Origin of the sequence: Photorhabdus stackebrandtii, from assembly GCF_011189495.1 — a bacterium.
Lineage (GTDB): Bacteria > Pseudomonadota > Gammaproteobacteria > Enterobacterales > Enterobacteriaceae > Photorhabdus > Photorhabdus khanii.
In genome coordinates this window covers 115,163-132,821 of sequence record NZ_PUJV01000002.1, presented here as the reverse complement: position 1 = coordinate 132,821, position 17,659 = coordinate 115,163, and the positions used below count along the sequence as shown (strand labels likewise).

General features: G+C 40.8%; 17 protein-coding genes and 1 other annotated feature. Of the genes, 3 read left to right on the top strand and 14 right to left on the bottom strand.

All coding sequences use genetic code 11. The features are described from left to right. Nucleotides 1-333: 333 nt before the first annotated feature. From hisIE to hisL, 9 genes are all read right to left on the bottom strand, one after another. Nucleotides 334-939 carry a bifunctional phosphoribosyl-AMP cyclohydrolase/phosphoribosyl-ATP diphosphatase HisIE gene (gene hisIE / locus C5470_RS02145; protein WP_166285562.1) on the bottom strand — a complete coding sequence of 202 codons (606 nt, stop codon included), beginning with the start codon at nt 937-939 and terminating at the stop codon, nt 334-336. After that, nucleotides 933-1,709, bottom strand: a complete 777-nt coding sequence (hisF, locus tag C5470_RS02140) for an imidazole glycerol phosphate synthase subunit HisF (protein WP_166285560.1) — start codon at nt 1,707-1,709, stop codon at nt 933-935. The genes hisIE and hisF overlap by 7 nt, the downstream gene beginning before the upstream one ends. Further along, nucleotides 1,691-2,428 carry a 1-(5-phosphoribosyl)-5-[(5-phosphoribosylamino)methylideneamino]imidazole-4-carboxamide isomerase gene (hisA, locus tag C5470_RS02135; protein ID WP_166285558.1) on the bottom strand — a complete coding sequence of 246 codons (738 nt, stop codon included), beginning with the start codon at nt 2,426-2,428 and terminating at the stop codon, nt 1,691-1,693. Before hisA ends, hisF begins: the two co-directional genes overlap by 19 nt. Nucleotides 2,429-2,433: 5 nt before the next feature. Next, on the bottom strand, nt 2,434-3,039 hold the full coding sequence (gene hisH, locus C5470_RS02130; protein WP_166285840.1) for an imidazole glycerol phosphate synthase subunit HisH: 606 nt from the start codon (nt 3,037-3,039) through the stop codon (nt 2,434-2,436). Beyond that, the gene (gene hisB / locus C5470_RS02125; RefSeq protein ID WP_166285556.1) at nt 3,039-4,106 is read right to left on the bottom strand and encodes a bifunctional histidinol-phosphatase/imidazoleglycerol-phosphate dehydratase HisB; all 1,068 of its coding nucleotides are present in this window, start codon (nt 4,104-4,106) and stop codon (nt 3,039-3,041) included. The genes hisH and hisB overlap by 1 nt, the downstream gene beginning before the upstream one ends. Beyond that, nucleotides 4,106-5,209: a histidinol-phosphate transaminase gene (gene hisC, locus C5470_RS02120; RefSeq protein WP_166285554.1), complete on the bottom strand. Its 1,104-nt coding sequence runs from the start codon at nt 5,207-5,209 to the stop codon at nt 4,106-4,108. Before hisC ends, hisB begins: the two co-directional genes overlap by 1 nt. 2 nt (nt 5,210-5,211) lie before the next feature. Then, the gene (hisD, locus tag C5470_RS02115; RefSeq protein WP_166285552.1) at nt 5,212-6,528 is read right to left on the bottom strand and encodes a histidinol dehydrogenase; all 1,317 of its coding nucleotides are present in this window, start codon (nt 6,526-6,528) and stop codon (nt 5,212-5,214) included. Nucleotides 6,529-6,534: 6 nt separating this feature from the next. Continuing rightward, nucleotides 6,535-7,434: an ATP phosphoribosyltransferase gene (gene hisG / locus C5470_RS02110; RefSeq protein ID WP_166285550.1), complete on the bottom strand. Its 900-nt coding sequence runs from the start codon at nt 7,432-7,434 to the stop codon at nt 6,535-6,537. Nucleotides 7,435-7,460: 26 nt separating this feature from the next. Continuing rightward, nucleotides 7,461-7,585 (bottom strand) — a sequence feature (His leader region). Further along, nucleotides 7,561-7,608, bottom strand: coding sequence for a his operon leader peptide (gene hisL, locus C5470_RS02105; protein ID WP_166285838.1), 48 nt, complete (start codon nt 7,606-7,608; stop codon nt 7,561-7,563). It overlaps the preceding feature by 25 nt. Before the next feature lie 291 nt (nt 7,609-7,899). Here hisL and C5470_RS02100 point away from each other — a divergent pair, with 291 nt between their 5' ends. Continuing rightward, nucleotides 7,900-8,727 (top strand): SDR family oxidoreductase, encoded by an 828-nt coding sequence (locus tag C5470_RS02100; protein ID WP_166285836.1) that lies wholly within the window; start codon nt 7,900-7,902, stop codon nt 8,725-8,727. A 6-nt stretch (nt 8,728-8,733) separates the two neighbouring features. Here C5470_RS02100 and C5470_RS02095 read toward each other — a convergent pair whose 3' ends face one another. Next, nucleotides 8,734-9,354 carry a glutathione S-transferase family protein gene (locus tag C5470_RS02095; protein ID WP_166285548.1) on the bottom strand — a complete coding sequence of 207 codons (621 nt, stop codon included), beginning with the start codon at nt 9,352-9,354 and terminating at the stop codon, nt 8,734-8,736. A 149-nt stretch (nt 9,355-9,503) separates the two neighbouring features. On the opposite strand from C5470_RS02095, the gene C5470_RS02090 reads away from it, so the two are divergent. Then, nucleotides 9,504-10,706, top strand: coding sequence for a serine hydrolase (locus tag C5470_RS02090; protein WP_166285546.1), 1,203 nt, complete (start codon nt 9,504-9,506; stop codon nt 10,704-10,706). A gap of 110 nt (nt 10,707-10,816) precedes the next feature. Here the strand turns inward: C5470_RS02090 and C5470_RS02085 are convergent, their stop codons facing one another. The 3 genes from C5470_RS02085 to C5470_RS02075 form a co-directional block, all read right to left on the bottom strand. Beyond that, on the bottom strand, nt 10,817-11,671 hold the full coding sequence (locus tag C5470_RS02085; protein ID WP_166285544.1) for a hypothetical protein: 855 nt from the start codon (nt 11,669-11,671) through the stop codon (nt 10,817-10,819). A gap of 559 nt (nt 11,672-12,230) precedes the next feature. Further along, entirely contained in the window at nt 12,231-12,560 is a 330-nt protein-coding gene (locus tag C5470_RS02080) for a hypothetical protein (RefSeq protein WP_166285542.1), read from the bottom strand. An 815-nt stretch (nt 12,561-13,375) separates the two neighbouring features. Further along, entirely contained in the window at nt 13,376-13,690 is a 315-nt protein-coding gene (locus C5470_RS02075; RefSeq protein WP_036850908.1) for a hypothetical protein, read from the bottom strand. A 905-nt stretch (nt 13,691-14,595) separates the two neighbouring features. Here C5470_RS02075 and C5470_RS02070 point away from each other — a divergent pair. Further along, nucleotides 14,596-15,417, top strand: coding sequence for a hypothetical protein (locus tag C5470_RS02070; protein ID WP_166285540.1), 822 nt, complete (start codon nt 14,596-14,598; stop codon nt 15,415-15,417). 107 nt (nt 15,418-15,524) lie between these two features. Here C5470_RS02070 and C5470_RS02065 read toward each other — a convergent pair whose 3' ends face one another. Then, entirely contained in the window at nt 15,525-16,823 is a 1,299-nt protein-coding gene (locus C5470_RS02065; RefSeq protein WP_166285538.1) for an HAAAP family serine/threonine permease, read from the bottom strand. Nucleotides 16,824-17,659: the final 836 nt, after the last annotated feature.

The following is a 17,659-nucleotide window of genomic DNA, read 5'->3' as shown; positions in this document are numbered from 1 at the left end:
GGTGAAAAAATTATCATATTGACCGGCTATGATGCCACTTTTACTCACTCGGTCAGTACGGCCAGGGTAATGCCAGTTACAATATTATTCTCTACACATCCCTCTTCAACCCATTGTTATAAATAGAATTATGAGTGGTATAAGATGTAGCACTATTTTGGAATCTTATTTATATTGCATCTGAGGGAGGATCGGCTTCTGGCTCCTCCATGCTGGTAATACCTTATTTTTTGTAACAATTTAGATGCAATTTTTAAACAAAGGTAAGCATACGAATACATTTAAAGTGAATGGCGGCATCCGTTTTACATACCAACCGCCATGTCAATTGCCTCATCTTTCCCGTAGTTGGCGAATAACACAACTGAGATCCAGATTTTGGTCTTGGAGAAGAACCATCAGATGATATATCAGGTCCGCCGCTTCATTCGTTAGCTCTTCTTTGTTATTAACCGTAGCTGCCAAAGCGGTTTCTACACCTTCTTCACCAACTTTCTGAGCGATTCGTTTGGTACCGCTGGCATATAATTTTGCGGTGTATGAGTGGTCAGGGTCTGCTGTTTTACGGCCAGCTAGCAATTTTTCAAGCTGATAGAGAAATCCCCATTCAGTTTGTGCCGGAGCAAAGCAGCTGTTTGTACCAAAATGGCAGGTTGGGCCGATCGGATCCGCGAGTGCTAACAGGGCATCATTGTCACAATCAGGATAGATATTGACTAAATTAAGAAAATGGCCGGAGTTTTCACCTTTGGTCCACAGACGTTGTTTGCTACGGGAAAAGAAAGTAATTTTACCCGAATTGATCGTGGTATTAAGTGCATCTTTGTTCATATAGCCCATCATGAGGACATCACCGGATACTGCATGTTGCACGATAACCGGCATCATATAAGCGACTTTTTCCCAATCCAGTTTTTCGATTTGTTGTTCGGTCAGCAAGTTCTTATCTCCACGTTTTGTTGTGCAAGGTACTGTTTCAATTCACCAATATTAATAATATGTTTATGGAATACTGAGGCGGCTAGTGTGCCATCGACGTTTGCCTGTTTAAAGGCGTCAAGGAAATGTTCTGGTGCCCCGGCACCACCGGAGGCGATGAGAGGGACATGACAGACGTTGCGTACCTGTTTTAGTTGTGTCAGATCGTAGCCATTGCGGACACCATCCTGGTTCATCATATTCAGTACGATTTCGCCTGCGCCACGGTGTTGTACTTCTTTTACCCAATCCAGGGTCTGCCATTGAGTAACGGTTGTTCGTTTTTCATCCCCGGTAAACTGATAAACCTGATAGCAGCCGGTGCTTTCATCAAACCAGCTATCAATCCCTACGACGATGCATTGAACGCCATAACGATCTGCCAAACGTGTAATTAAAGTTGGATCAGCAAGTGCAGGGGAGTTGATGGAGATTTTATCTGCCCCAAATGAGAGGATTTTCCCTGCATCTTCGACGGTTTTAATGCCACCGGCGACGCAGAAAGGGATATTAATCACTTCTGCGACTCTGGCTACCCAACTTTTATCTACCACCCGCCCATCAGATGAGGCGGTAATATCGTAGAAAACCAGTTCGTCGGCGCCTTCTTTTGCATAGCGTTGAGCCAGTGGAACAATATCGCCGATGATTTCGTGGTGACGAAACTGAACACCTTTAACCACTTGCCCATCACGAACATCAAGACAAGGAATTATGCGTTTTGCCAGCATTGAATTGCCTCCGTTAGTGTAAATTTCCCGTCGAGTAATGCACGACCAATAATAACTCCGGCTACACCGCTGGCAGGCAGAGAGGTGATATCATTTAACGTGCCAATACCGCCAGAAGCCTGAAATGCAATTTGCGGATAGCGTTGGCAAATTTCCCGATATAGTTCGATGTTCGAGCCATTCAACGTGCCATCGCGGGAGATATCGGTGCACAGTACATATTTCAGTCCCAAAGGCAGATATTGTTCAACAACCTGTTCCAGAGTGACAGCTGAATTCTCCTGCCAGCCATTGATAGCAACCTGTTTCATACCTGCGTCATTGATGCGTATATCCAGTGCCAGCACAATGGCTTCTGCACCATAATGTTCAAACCATTGCATAACTAATGCCGGTTGTTTTATGGCGGTGGAGCCAATGACAACCCGGTTGGCACCGGCATCAAGCAATGTTTTTACATCTTCTTCTGTACGGATGCCGCCACCGACCTGAACAGGCACGGAAACAGCTGAAAGTAACTTGCGCAGTAAAGGAGTCTGGCGGACTGATGGATCTTTAGCACCAGTCAGATCGACCAGATGGAGCAGTTTTGCGCCTTGTTGAGCATATTGCTGAAAATGGGACAGAGGATCATGTTTATAACCCCGTTGTTGATCATAATTTCCCTGATGTAACCTTACGACCTGACCATCAATCAAATCTAATGCCGGTATAATCATTGCGTTTACATCTCCAGAAAATTCTTTAATAACCTGACTCCGGTGGCACCGGAACGTTCAGGGTGAAACTGCACACCAAAGAAGTTATCTTTGGCAATTGCACTGCTGAAAGTATTGCCATATTCAGTTTGAGCGATTGTGTATGTATCCACCGGGATCGCGTAACTATGGACGAAATAAAAATAGCTATTGTCTTTAATGCCGCGGAACAGAGGATGCCCGGCTTTTGGCAGAACCTGATTCCAGCCCATATGAGGCAATGGAAGCCCATTGGTAGCCATTTTTTTGACCGGTGAGTCAATAAGCTCAAGCAGGGTGACATTATTACCTGTGACATGATCGCCTTCTTCGCTGGTGGCAGCGAATAACTGCATACCAAGGCAAATACCTAACACTGGTTGGCTCAGTACTTTAATTAGCGGTATAATTTCCCGTTGTTTCAGTTGATCCATTGCTGCACCGGCCGTGCCGACGCCGGGCAGAAGTAATTTATCTGCGGCCAGGATCGTTGCTGCGTCCAAACTGATTTCAGGCTCATAACCTAATTTTCGGATGGCATAAGCGACTGATGACAGGTTAGCGCAGCCAGTATCAAGAATGACGACTTTCATCATAGGACCCCTTTGGAACTTGGCAGTGTATCGCCTTCTATCCGAATCGCCTGACGCAGTGTCCGGCCAAAGACTTTGAACAGGCTTTCCGCTCTGTGGTGATCGTTGCTGCCTTTCGTTTCCAGGTGCAGTGTGCAGGCCATTGCATAAGAGAGTGAGCGGAAAAAATGCTCAATCATTTCGGTACTCAGATCACCCACTCGCTGGTATTTGAATTCAGCTTTATATTCAAGATGAGGGCGACCGGAGATATCCAAAGCACAGCGGGCAAGGCATTCATCCATTGGCAACACAAAACCGAAGCGGCAAATGCCCCGTTTATCTCCCAGAGCCAGCTTTAACGCTTCGCCGAGAGCCAGACCGGTATCTTCAACAGTGTGGTGATCATCAATACAGAGGTCGCCTTTAACCTGGACATGCATCCGGAAACCACCGTGGGTAGCAATCTGATCCAGCATATGGTCGAAGAATCCGACACCGGTATTGATTTTGCTGCCACCTTCATGATCGAGCCAAACGTCAATATCGATGGAGGTCTCTTTCGTCACTCGCTGAACGTGAGTATGGCGATCTTTACGGGTGAGTTGTTCACTTATGGTTTGCCAGCCAAAGTTTTCCGGATGGTAACGTAACCCCTGAATCCCCATATTTTCGGCCAATTGCAGATCTGTTTCCCGGTCACCAATAACATAGCTGTTAGTCGTATCCATTAAGCCTTCCACCAGATATTTTTCCACCAATTTTATTTTTGGCTTACGGCAATTGCAGTTATCTTCTGGCTTGTGTGGGCAAATTAAAACTTCATCAAATCTGATCCCTTGAGAACTCAAAATCTGCATCATCAGGTTGTGTGGTGGTTCGAACTGTTCCAATGGAAAGCTATTGGTACCAAGGCCATCCTGATTAGTGATCATAATCAGCCTGAAACCTGATTTTTGCAGGGCAAGCAGAGCAGGAATAACATCTGTTTCCAGTGCCAGTTTGTCCAGGCGGTCAACCTGAAAATCTGTTGATGGTTCAGTGATCAGCGTGCCATCCCGGTCAATAAAAAGGAGTTTCTGGTTCATCAGCGTGCTGTTTCCTTTTGTTGTTCATTTTTAGTGGAAAGGGTGCTGATGGCTGTAACCACCTGCTCACACTCTTTACGGGTGCCTATGGTGATCCGCAGGCAACCATCCAATCCAGGCTGTTTGCGCTGGTCACGCAGGATAATGCCCTGATGCCATAGTGTTCTGAAAACGGTTTCGGCATCATAGAATTTTACCAGTATATAGTTGGTTTCACTGGGGAATACTTTTTCAACGATGGCCAATTTATTCAGAGCTTGCTGCAAATAGTCGCGGTTCTCCCTGATTTCTACGACCCGTTTTTGCATAACGGCGATACCTTCTGCTGTCAGTGCCTGTGCTGCAATATTCGCAACAGGAGTGGAAAGCGGGTAAGGCGCAATGACTTTTAACAACAAAGTGATGATATCCACAGAGGAGAGAGTAAATCCACAGCGCAAACCGGCTAAAGCAAAAGCTTTCGAGAGGGTTCGCAAAATGACTAAATTCGGATAGTTTTTTAGCCAGCTTGCGATACTATTTTCCGAACAGAACTCAATATAGGCTTCATCAATAGTGACAATTGCGCGATTGGCTGCCAGTTCCAAAACTTTACGCAGTGAATTAGGGTTAATCGAGTTCCCTGTTGGATTATTAGGGCTACAGATGTAGATCAGCTTTACCCGATCGAGGTTATTTTCGATCGCTTTGATATCCAGTTGCCAATTTTCCAGCGCGGCAATTTTCTTTTGTTCGACACCGAAAGCTTCCGCGCTGACACTGTACATACCATAAGTCGGAGGGCAGAACAGCACAGCATCTTGTCCAGGTTCACAAAACACGCGGATCAGCAGCTCAATGGATTCATCTGCACCACGGCAGGCCAGCACCTGCTCAGGTTGCAAACCGGCATAGGCAGCATAACGGCGGATAACTGATGCAGGCTGGCAGTCAGGATAACGGTTCAGTGTTTGCCCGGTGAATTGGAAATCAGGTGCCAGTGGGTATTCATTGGCATTCAACCAAACATCGCCATTGCCACCGAGGCGACGGGCGGACATATAAGGTGTTAATTTGCGGACATTTTCGCGTGCCAACAGATTGGCATCAAAAACGTTATTCATGTTTACTCCTTATCTGCAATATTCAGTGCAGCCACGCGTAAAGTGACAGCGTTTTTGTGAGCAGTCAGTTGTTCTGCCTGCGCCAGTATTTCAATGGTCTGAGATAAGTCCAGCAGCCCTTGCGGAGTTAATTGCTGAATCGTCATACGTTTCAGGAAATCAGCCAGACCAAGGCTGGAATAAGTTGAGGTGTAGCCATAGGTTGGTAAGACGTGATTGGTTCCTGAGGCGTAATCTCCCGCAGATTCTGGCGACCAGTCACCAAGGAAAACTGAACCGGCACTGGTGATTTTGTCAACCAGCTGTTCTGGTTGACAAGTTTGAATAATCAGGTGTTCAGGGCCATAGCGGTTACTGATTTCCATACATTGTTGCAGGTTTTTTGTCACAATAATGCGGCTGTGTTCCAATGCCTTGGCGGCAATCTGTTTGCGGGAGAGCAGGGTAAGCTGTTTTTCGATTTCCGCTATAACTTTTTTAGCTAGATTCTCATTAGGTGTGACCAATATGACTTGTGAATCTGGGCCATGTTCTGCTTGTGAGAGTAAATCGGCGGCGGCAAATACAGGATTTGCACCCTCATCAGCAATAATAAGCACTTCCGATGGGCCGGCAGGCATATCAATAGCAGCACCATCCATTCGCTGACTAACTTGTCTTTTGGCCTCAGTGACATAAGCATTACCTGGACCAAAAACTTTATCTGTTTTAGGTACGGATTCTGTTCCGAATGCCATAGCGGCAATGGCCTGCGCTCCGCCAATCTGGAATATTTCCGTAATTCCGCACAGTTTGGCTGCATAGAGAATTTCATCGGCAATAGGGGGTGGAGAACAGAGTACCACTTTACGGCAACCCGCTATTTTGGCAGGTGTTCCGAGCATCAAAACGGTAGAAGGTAATGGCGCGGAACCACCGGGGATATACAACCCGACAGAATCAATGGGTCGTGTTATTTGTCGGCAATGGACTCCAGGCTGAGTTTCCACTTTAATCTCCACAGGTTTCTGAGCTTCGTGAAAAACGCGGATATTATTCATTGCTTGCTGCATCGCCTGTTTAATTTCATTATTCAGGCGGCTCTCTGCGGCTTCTATCTCTTCCGACGAGATACGGATATTTTTAATAATGGTTTTGTCGAAACGTTGGCTGAGCTCTCGTAGAGTGTTATCGCCATCCATTTTGACTGCAATCAGAATTTGTTCCACTATGCGGGAAATTTCTTCTGAAGCTGCAACAGCAGGGCGTGTTAGCAAATTGCTTTGCTGTTCAGCATTACACTCTTGCCAACGAATCAGGGTTCCGAAACGGGTTGTCATTGTCGTTTACTCCATCATTTTTTCAATCGGCAAAACTAAAATAGAACTGGCGCCAAGGGATTTAAGTTTCTCCATCGTTTCCCAAAACAGGGTTTCACTGCTCACCATGTGCATGGCAACGCGGTTCTGATCACCCGCTAGCGGTAAGATAGTCGGACGTTCTGCTCCCGGTAACAGAGAAATCACTTCTTCGAGCCTTTCACTTGGTGCGTGCAACATGATGTATTTGGATTCACGGGCCTGAATCACCCCCTGAATGCGGGTCATTAACTTATCAATCAATTGCTGTTTTTCGGCGGGCATTTCGCCATCACGTTGGATAAGACAGGCTTTTGAACGGTAGATAACTTCCACTTCCCGCAGGCCATTTGCTTCCAGGGTTGCACCGGTTGAAACCAGATCACAGATGGCATCTGCTAAACCGGCCCGGGGCGCAACTTCTACTGAGCCATTTAACAGACAGGATTTAAAGTGGATTTTTTTCTGATCAAGATAACGTTTTAACAGGTGAGGGTAGGAGGTAGCGATACGGGCATCTTGCAGACATTTAACGCCGGTATAGTTGTAATCCAGAGGTGCGGCCAGTGAAAGACGACAAGTGCCAAAATCAAGACGGCGTAAAGTGAAATAACGTGGATCTTCTCCCTGAGCACGACGGTTTAGCAATTCTTCTTCCAGCACATTTTCACCAATAATGCCCAGATCAACGATGCCATCCATAACCAGCCCTGGGATATCGTCATCACGTACCCGCAGGATATCAATTGGCATATTCTCCGCGAATGCAATTAGGCGTTGTTGTTGCAGATTGATTTTAATCCCGCAGCGAGCCAGTAACTCTCGTGAATCTTCGCTTAATCGGCCTGATTTTTGCATCGCTATACGTAAACGTGATTTATCTAACATTTTTATCCTTATTTAAAATTGGAAACATAAAAAAACCCCCGGAAGGATTCTTCCGAGGGTTTTGTATTGCATTCATGCCACCGGAAGGCCCGTTAAACGTCTTCCAGCACACAACAGCCTGAAAGACTAATCAGGATGATGGTGGTGATGATGGCTGAATTGAATGCGGATCATAATGGGTTTCTCTTTTTTACATTGACTATTTCTAGTATTGACCATTTGCTGTTGGTTGCTTTAATTGGCAAACCCGCAGTGATTAAATTTTCTGATTGCTATTCAACCTATACGATTTAGCAGGCTAAAAGCAATCTATTTTTTGAGCGATAAATTTATATTGCAATAATATCTTGTTTTTACTTGAGATATTGTTTTCCATAAGAAAAATACAGTATTAATAATAACAGTGGCTTAATGTTCAGATTGTCAGCATAATCAAGATAATATCAAGCAGAAGAAGGGGTGATGATGAAAAAAGTTTCCATTATCGGTCTGGGTTGGTTGGGGATGCCATTAGCCAAGGCATTGAGCCGTAGCGGTATGCAGGTTGTTGGCAGTAAAACGACGTCAGATGGTGTAGAGGCTGCGCGTATGTCTGGCATCGAATGCTATTTGTTACAATTGGAACCCCAGATTAATTGTGCGCTTGATGATTTGGAACAGCTGATGGTCGCCGATGTGCTGATTATTACGTTACCGGCAAGCCACACTGCGGGGGGCAGTTATAACTATGTTAGGGCAGTTCAGTTAATTGTCGATACTGCCCTATCATATTCTGTACCAAGGATTATTTTCACCAGTTCTACTTCTGTTTATGGTTTTGTTGCCGGTAACCTGAATGAAGATGCTCCTTTTTGCCCTGAAACACCTTCAGCTCAGGCATTGGTTGAATTAGAGAATTGGTTGCACAAGCTGCCAAATATTTCCGTTGATATTTTACGTTTGGCTGGGTTGGTAGGGAGTGGTCGTCATGCCGGGCGTTTTCTGGCAGGGAAAAAGGAAATAAAAGGAGGAGATCAGCCGGTAAATCTGGTTCATCAGGATGATGTTATTTCAGCCATTAATCTGTTAATTCAACGGACTGAAGGTGGGCATATTTATAATTTATGTGCACCTGTTCATCCGACCAAAGCTGAGTTTTATCCTAAAGCCAGCAATCAGCTTGATTTAATTCCACCTGAGTTTGCCAGAGAAGGAACTCAGGTGGAGAGTAGGATTGTTGATGGCAGTCGTATTTGTAAGCAGTTAGGATTTGAGTATCAATATCCAGATCCCAGATGGATGCCAATGAGCTGATTTTTCTCAACTTAATTCAATCATGACGATTTCTTTGAACGCGGGTCTTGCTACCATCAGCTGGTACCAGCGTTCAATATTTGGCAGAGATGGACGTTGGATGGGAATGTTCAGCCAAGGATAAATCATGGGTCCGAATGCAATATCAGCTATGCCAAATTTGTCTCCGGAAAGAAATTCCTGTTCTACCAAGGTGTCATCTACCACTTTCATCAATTTTGCGATTTCAGTCAGTGTTTGTTCTATCTGTTTGTGATCCCGTTCTGCTGCAGGTGTGCGAATAAAACCTAACACTAGCTGTCTGATACAGGGAAATAAATGTGAACCGACCCAATCCATCCATTTATCTGCATTCGCTCTTTCTTGCAGATCTTGTGGATAAAGCACATGTTCACCAAATTTCGCTGCAAGATAACGAACAATTGCGTTAGATTCCCACAGGATAAAATCACCTTCTTGTAAACAGGGAATTTGTCCATTTGGGTTCATTTTCAGATAGTGCGGGTCATCCAGTTTGCTAAATTTACCGCCAACATCTATCTGGTTGTACGGTACATTCAACTCTTTCAGGCACCAGAGCACTTTTTTTACATTGGAAGAGTTTTTACGGCCCCAAACGGTCAGCATGGGTTTCTCCTTGCATCAGGTGATTAGACATTAAATTAAAACCAATGGTCAGAACAATCTTTGCACTATTACATTGGTTTCTTGTCATACAACATCTTATATTAATAGAAATCTGACATTTTTCTTGTAAATAAAAAGGGAGAAGGGTGATGAAGAACAGTTTGGCTATGGCGATAAAATGTGTGACTGTGATGTTGTCAGCTATATTAACCATAAATACCAGTGCTTATGCATCGGATGAACCTGTCATTCCTCCGGTGGAGGCTAAAGCTTATGTGTTGATGGATTATGATAGTGGTAAAATTCTGGCTTCTGCTAACCCTGATGAGCGGCTTGATCCGGCCAGTCTGACAAAAATTATGACCAGCTATGTCGTTGGTCAGGCGATAAAAGCCGGAAAAATCACACCGGAAGATCTGGTTACGGTGGGAAAGGATGCTTGGGCAACGGGTAATCCGATATTGAAAGGTTCTTCTCTGATGTTTCTTAAACCCGGTGATAGGGTAAAAGTGCTCGACCTGAATCGTGGTGTTGTTATTCAGTCTGGTAATGATGCCAGTATTGCTTTAGCTGATCATGTGGCAGGTAGTCAGGATGCGTTTGTTAGTCTGATGAATAATTATGCAAAAGCACTTGGGTTGACTAATACCCATTTTCGTACTGTTCATGGATTAGATGCTGAGGGTCAATTCAGTACTGCTCGTGATATGGCGGTGTTGAGTCAAGCCATGATCCGTGATGTTCCTGATGAGTACGCTCTTCATAAAGAGAAAGAGTTCACTTTTAATAACATCCGACAGCCTAATCGTAACCGATTGTTGTGGAATAAAAATATGAATGTGGATGGTGTGAAAACAGGCTATACCAGCGGTGCCGGCCATAATTTGGTTGCTTCAGCGACAGAGGGACCAATGCGGCTTATTTCTGTTGTGCTGGGTGCACCAAGTGATCGGGTTCGTTTCGCTGAAAGCGAAAAATTACTCTTATGGGGATTCCGTTTTTATGAAACGGTGACACCAATTAAAGCCAGTGAACCGTTTGTTTCAGAAAAGGTTTGGTATGGTGATCACTCAGATGTTGCTCTTGGTGTGGAAAAAGACGCAGCAATCACGATTCCTCGTGGTCAGTTGAAAAATTTGAAGGCCAGTTACACGTTGAATCAAACACCATTGGAAGCGCCTTTGACAAAAAACCAGGTTGTCGGTGTTATTAATTTCCAATTAGGCGATAAAGTTATTGAGCAGCGACCTTTAGTTGTTAAAGACGCTGTTGAGAAAGGGGGATTTTTCAGTCGTATTTGGGATTTGATTGTCATGAAAGTTAGCGGTTGGTTCAATGCTATTTTTGGCTGATTTCACTTAATTATATGATTTGTGTGGAAAGATGAATTTGATCGTCAACATACAGCAGGTATATTCTTCCTGATTCAGGGCGCGGCATTTTTGCCGCGCACATTTTACATTTATTTATCTTTTTCCAGAGAGCAATGCTCGCTGCTTTTTACAAAAGAACCGTTATATCGGCCTTTGAATAATAAAACTCCATTAGGCTTCTCTTTCCAGTAAGCCCATAATTCAACTTCAGTTTTGACATGATGACCAATATTCTGATATCGAATATGCGTAGGTGATAAACCGCGATAATCGTGGGTTGATGTTCCTTCATATCTGAGTTCATAACTATCAGCAAATTCAGTCAAATCGCCACTTCTGAATAGAATACATGTCGCTACATCATGGAGCTCTACCCATCCATTAAGCGGTTTATTTTCACCTTCAGTATCTTTTTCAAAGACTGTGACATTTTTGCCAGTTTCAGTTTTACCAAATACGTGCAATTTCCCAGCCTCAAGAGCACGCAATAGTGATATTGAATTTCTCTGTGGATCTATAATCAAGCCGCCATATTCAACTCCATTGACACTGGCTATGTAATTGGAAAAACGGCTAACGTTGCCTCCTTCGAAAATGACCAGTGGTTCATGAGGATTTGAAGTATCAAGTTCACCGGCAAAAGGTCGGATGGCATCACCATCAGAAAAAATTTTCTCGCTTTCTCCGGTGCCAATAGCACCATATATTTCTATTTTACTGTTCCATGCAACTTCATCTTTTTCTAAGGGAATAATAATAATATTTTCAGAAACTAATATCGGTGGGGATTGGTGAGTAATTCCTTCAAAAATGACGTCGTAAACATCAAAAAATTCAACACTGCCTTCAACGAATTTGACGGCTCTGTGCCATGCTCCATCATAGAAATGATCTGTTGCATAACCTGAAGATGGTTTTTTAATGCGTTGATTTTCTTTTGACATGTAATCACCTATTATTATAAAGGGTAATAAACAAAAGGAAAATAGATACTCGTGCACTAAAAATAGTAGTAAGTATTATTGATATTTGTCAAGAAAACAGATTTAAATTTTTTATTCTTTTATAGATAGTGTCAGATGTGAAATTAATTATTAATAAATTAAAATATCTGAGTTGTAAAATAGATCTGATGAAATTACATTAATATACTGTTGTTAGCGTTATTAAATATATGGTGAATAAATATATTGGAATTAGTTTGTGATCTGTTATTTTTTTTATTTTACATAATATTTAAATTAAGTAAATGCTGAAATAAGAAATTAAAATTGGCATTATTGAAAAATAAAGCATTACTTATTGCGATGAATTTTAAGAAATAACGTCAGAACAGGCAGAACTTTGATCTCTCGGTTCTGCCTGGAGAAAGGAGTATTTGGTAACAAATTTCTTTTGGCTTTGAATAAATATAAACCTTATTCTGCCAGAGAAATACTGCGCCAAATATTATTTTAACAATGTGGTATTTGGCACAGTTACTTATTGGCTTATAACTTTATATTAAGCCAGTAATGTTGCGTTGTAGATATAATTGTAACCACCAGGAGAAACAACTGACGAAGAGGTTATATTTACACGTTTGTTATTGCTGCAAGCGTTCAGAAGAAGATGGTACAGTGCAGCGCCTCTGTAGTCTTGAGCATTCCACCATAAGATGTAGTTAAATTTACCGTTAGGGAATTGCATAGTCACAGTAACCTGCAATTGGTTTTGATCAGGTGCCGCTTGGACAGAAGTTACAGTACCAACAGCGAAATAGTAATTAGGAGCTTGCTCAGTTTTATTCTCTGTTACCACTTCACCAGTTGCAGAAGGATGTGCAAAGTTCATTGTATTAATCCTATAGTTTAATGTAGTTGAAAAATAAATTCTTATTACTCAAATGTGCAGACCAATAATTTGGCCGCCGAAGAAATATAAGGTAATTGGTAATTGTGATCTATATTAAAAGTTTATCCGTGTTATATAATTATTGATGCAGTTAAAATGTCGCCAATAATATATTTCCTCTAAAGGGTTAGAGTTATAATAATCAAAGGTATAACGATAATCAAAAAATAACATTGATATTTATTTCTGTTTCTTTGAAAGGATAAAGTTAATAATCCATTTTAAATATAATGCGATTGGTGTAGGATATTATTGTTAATAATTACAATATAAAAATATTGTTTGTATAATTATATTTCGTAATGAAATATTAACGGCGCATAAAAATGAAAATGTTATACTATGTTGTTTGCAAAGCTTTACTTGATGATGTGTGTTATTTTTCAGGTGGTTTTTGATGGATATTATTTTGTTGTGAAATTAGAAAGAATTAAAATTTGAGTAATTATTTTTTAATTTTCTGTTCGGAAGATATATAGTCAGATGAATGAATATTAATTTAATGATAAATTTTCGCTTCTCTATTAAATAGCGTTAAATATAACAATGGCAGGCAGAACGTTAATATTACGTTCTGCCTTAAATTTGATAGAATACGCCTTTGTAAAATCGGCGTTATTCTACCTGGAAAATGTTGTGCTAAATATCCTATTGCAACAGTATTGTATTTTGCGATTCATTAAATCGCTTCAATCAGATCGATTTTCTATTAGGAATTGTTATTTAGCCCAAGCATTTAACAACAAACGATCATTTTACATGGAGATTTCTACGCAATTAATATAATCGCAGCCGAGAGGTCCGACTTTTCCTACAATTCCTATCTTCACATCTTTCTTAGCGCAAAGAGCTTCCATAAGAACCTTATAAATAGCCATGCCTCTATTGTCCATAAGATTCCATTTCAACAGCATTTCTTCAGATACGCCACCATGGAATAATACTGTCACCATAACTTGCATAGCTTTATCTGGCATAACTCTCATGCAAATGATTTTACAGCCGCGTAAGAGCATATCGTCTACCATATCTTTATCTTTGATTAAAGAAGGATGCATGTCGTTAATCATAATATAAACTCCAAAATATAATCTAATGAATTGATAAATTAACTTATATTGTCCCAAAGTAAAGAACGAGAAGATGTTCTCTTGGGAAATATAAGGTGGTTGGTACTTCTACTATAAAAGCAATCTACATAAGAAATTTTTTTAGCACTAAAAATATAGGACAGTTAATGGTTTTAATTGGCATATAACATTTTGTCTAACACATATAACTATAGGTGCCATTTAGATGTTGTCAAATAAATTTCAAAAAATAATGTAATTAATTGATATGCAGAGTTATCTTCTTAAAAGATTAGAGAATATATTGTCAATGATAAAAATATAGAATAATTGTTATTTTCTACATTGTGTATAATTAGACGAAATTAAAATATTATTGATAATGTATTTGTTTGGAATGATTAGTTTGGTAATTAAAAATACAGATTATATTTTTAATTATTGTAAGTAAATATAGTTACTTTATTTGTTTGAAATTTATGTAAATATTGATGTAAATGAGATGTTGTATGTTTTTTTTACAAAAAATCCTTTTCTTTGTGAATTGTTCGTCTATTCTTAAAAAAACTTATTAGCGTATAAAATAGAGATATAATTAACTATTTCAATATTAAGGCTAAACGATGTTAGGTTATTTTTATATTTATCAAATAATTAATATTCTTAAAAATGAAATAATTATAATTCATCATTTTTTGGATAGGACAGTGGGTTGTTTGTTTTTGGGAGATAATTGATACATTTATTTAACACTTTTGCAGTAATACATCTGGGGGTAATAATAATACAGATCAGGAGGTTGTAAATTTTAATAACAATATATAGTTAAATTTTTGTTAATGTAATAATTATCGTTTTTTTAATGGGCGTATGTGCCCACTATTCTGTGATGAAAAGGTGGTTATATGTCATATCTTGATCCGCTAGAGCTTTCTATCCGTTTCGGAAATCGCAATAATTTGGGCGCTGATAAGCGATGGACAGATAAACCCGATCCTCTCCGTACTCTTAACCAAGAGCAATTCACTTACATTTATGAGAATAGCCTGCATTTTCTTTACGGTCGATATAGATTCAATTCAAGTAATGGACACGACAATATTTTGACGGATATGCAGGTATCGAAAATCAATACGGGAAAATATATTGATCAGTATGGTCACGATGAACAATTTGAGGTTCTTGGTCTCCTTGGTGGCATGGGAACGTTTCCTTTGCATTCAATATTCGGTACGTTCAGAACAGAAGAAATAGATCTGGTTAGTTACTATTTTTATATTGCATATGTATTGACGGGTAGTTATTCAGTTCAAAATCGTTATTTTTATCAAGGTTATCCAATGGGGCCTAATAAAGATGAGGGGTTGGATTATCTTCTTTCATGGAATGCTGTTGACATCATTCCACCACCGCATAAACCTGGTTTACCGCAATATTTTCCTTTGATTAATGGTTATATTTTCTTCCCTTCAGAGACTGAGGCGGTGGTCATCTCGAATATTCCCACTGGTGCTAAGTTTATCCGTTTGAAGGAAACCGGGAGTCGATTTCCTTTTACTGGAGAAGTTGCCACCAGGACGCCTTATATCTTGACAGATAAGTTGCGGCAACAATGGGAAGAGGAGGAACAGCAAGGGGTACCAAAAGAAGAGCGCGGATATTTCGACGAAGATGACCTGTGGCAATACGATGAACAAAAAGGGGATTGGGTGAAGTGGGAGGTGTAGTTTAGATTTTTCCGCTTACTGATTCAGATGTTTTGATGTTGGGAGTCAACAGTCTGATGTCGTTATTCGGTTGCTGCCCGCAGAAGAGGGCAGCAACCGGGTGTTGCTTATGCAAATAGCGAGTAAAGGACGGCGGAGATAGCAACCAGCCCCAGGAAAACGATAAATACGTTACTCAGTTTGCCGCTATATTTGCGCATAGCAGGTACTTTGCGAATTGCATACATTGGCATAATGAACAGCAGCATTGCGATAACCGGACCACCCAATCTTTCGATCATTTCTAGGATACTTGGGTTCAGGGTGGCGACTATCCATGTGGTCACTAACATGAAAATGGACGTGATACGATTCAGCTTTTTAGGCTCAATGGTTTTGCCTTGGTCGCGCAGTGCCTTAACAACCATACCGTTAAAACCTTCACGAGCCCCCAGATAATGACCAAGGAAAGACTTAGTAATTGCGATGAATGCAATAAACGGAGCAATGTAGGCAATCACTGGTGTATTAAAGTGGTTAGCCAGATAAGACAGAATAGAAATATTTTGTGCTTTGGCTTCTGCCAGGTTCTCAGAAGACAGACTCAATACGCAACTGAATACGAAGAACATGACGGTTATAACCATCATGATGTGCGCGTATGCCAGAATGCGGGAGCATTTTTTCTCAGCGTTTTCGCCATACTCTCCACGTTTTGCTACCGCGAACGCGGAGATGATTGGTGAGTGATTGAAGGAGAACACCATGACTGGAATCGCTAGCCACAGAGTAACCAGCAGTCCATGGCTTGCACCCGCGGTAGAAACAGTGATGTTTTCGAAGATAGCGGTGTTCCAGTTAGGGATCAGGTAAAACGCCAATAGCATCAAAACTGCAACAAATGGGAATACCAGCACGCTCATCGCCTTAACGATAGCTTGTTCACCGAAACGAACGATGCTCATTATACCGACAATTAAGATCAGAGCCAGCAAGGCACGAGGTGGTGAGGGCAGATGTAATTGATGAACAATAAAACTGTCTACGGTGTTGGTAATCGCAACACTGTAGACCAGCAGAATCGGATAGATAGCGAAAAAGTAGAGCAGAGTGATCAGTTTACCTGCCAGGCTGCCAAAGTGTTCTTCTACCACCTCGGTAATATCTTCACCTGGATTCTTACCGGACAGAACGAAACGGCACATCCCCCGGTGAGCAAAGAATGTCATGGGGAAAGCCAGCAGTGCCATCACCAGCAGGGGCAGCAAACCACCAATACCTGCGTTGATGGGTAGGAACAACACACCGGCACCAATTGCGGTACCATATAAGCCAAGCATCCATACTGTATCTGATTTACGCCAGGTTTTATAATCGCTTGGGCTGGTAGCCGAGGAGGCGATTGTACCTGTTTGAGTCATATCCATAGGTATCTCCGAGAATAACGCGGTAAATTAAAAAACAAAATTACAACGCCGCATGCATGCAAATGCATGCGGCCTAACTCTTTCTTTATAAATATAACTTCTTTAAATATCTCTGGTTTCTATTTAAACGTTTTTATTATCACCTTGGTCGAAAATCAGACTTTAAATGAGTAAGCCAAAATTTTCGCTTTACTTTCTCTTTTGAAAGAAAGTCTGGAAATTTTAAAGCCAGACTTTTGATAGCGGCAAGATAGCGATTTTTAGTGAATAGTACCGTGATCATCATCCCAAATGCGTAATATATCCCAAAAAGTCATCATGTTACGAGATTTAGTGTAATTGTTACTTGAGTATTACCAATTTTAATAAGGTCAAATTATAACCTCAATTTCTCTATTACTCAACTCTCATTATTTTCTTATGTTTTCGTTATTTCTTTTCTTTTGTTTACATATTAATGAATGGAAACAACAAATAGAAGTAAGAGTTAATAAATTGATAAATATCAATTTGTTACCAGGTATGAAAATATGTATATCCTGTGTCATGCTTGTATCTTTGTGAAAGATATATATAAAACCATAATTACAGATTGATAACATCAATAATATGCATGAAATATGTACTAGCCATTCTTTGATCAAGTTTTAATAATCTCTTTCGTTATATATTTATTTGCATAGTGATTTGTACAGGTTTTCTTGATTTATGAAAAGAGTTGCGCTGAGTTTAAAGGCAAATAAATGTTAATTAGGATGTGGGATATTATCCTGTTGTTTAACTAATGTTCATCTTTGAGTGTGAAATTAGCCAATAATTTCTAATAAAAAGATCTT

Bases quoted from the DNA above. Each gene is read 5' to 3' on its own strand.
- C5470_RS02095 (WP_166285548.1), bottom strand. From the start codon at position 9,354: ATGCTGACCGTTTGGGGCCGTAAAAACTCTTCCAATGTAAAAAAAGTG.
- C5470_RS02100 (WP_166285836.1), top strand. From the start codon at position 7,900: ATGAAAAAAGTTTCCATTATCGGTCTGGGTTGGTTGGGGATGCCATTA.
- C5470_RS02090 (WP_166285546.1), top strand. From the start codon at position 9,504: ATGAAGAACAGTTTGGCTATGGCGATAAAATGTGTGACTGTGATGTTG.
- C5470_RS02065 (WP_166285538.1), bottom strand. From the start codon at position 16,823: ATGGATATGACTCAAACAGGTACAATCGCCTCCTCGGCTACCAGCCCA.
- hisD (WP_166285552.1), bottom strand. From the start codon at position 6,528: ATGACAACCCGTTTCGGAACCCTGATTCGTTGGCAAGAGTGTAATGCT.
- hisH (WP_166285840.1), bottom strand. From the start codon at position 3,039: ATGAAAGTCGTCATTCTTGATACTGGCTGCGCTAACCTGTCATCAGTC.
- hisF (WP_166285560.1), bottom strand. From the start codon at position 1,709: ATGCTGGCAAAACGCATAATTCCTTGTCTTGATGTTCGTGATGGGCAA.
- C5470_RS02080 (WP_166285542.1), bottom strand. From the start codon at position 12,560: ATGAACTTTGCACATCCTTCTGCAACTGGTGAAGTGGTAACAGAGAAT.
- C5470_RS02070 (WP_166285540.1), top strand. From the start codon at position 14,596: ATGTCATATCTTGATCCGCTAGAGCTTTCTATCCGTTTCGGAAATCGC.
- hisC (WP_166285554.1), bottom strand. From the start codon at position 5,209: ATGAATAACGTTTTTGATGCCAATCTGTTGGCACGCGAAAATGTCCGC.
- C5470_RS02075 (WP_036850908.1), bottom strand. From the start codon at position 13,690: ATGATTAACGACATGCATCCTTCTTTAATCAAAGATAAAGATATGGTA.
- hisB (WP_166285556.1), bottom strand. From the start codon at position 4,106: ATGAACCAGAAACTCCTTTTTATTGACCGGGATGGCACGCTGATCACT.
- hisG (WP_166285550.1), bottom strand. From the start codon at position 7,434: ATGTTAGATAAATCACGTTTACGTATAGCGATGCAAAAATCAGGCCGA.
- hisA (WP_166285558.1), bottom strand. From the start codon at position 2,428: ATGATTATACCGGCATTAGATTTGATTGATGGTCAGGTCGTAAGGTTA.
- C5470_RS02085 (WP_166285544.1), bottom strand. From the start codon at position 11,671: ATGTCAAAAGAAAATCAACGCATTAAAAAACCATCTTCAGGTTATGCA.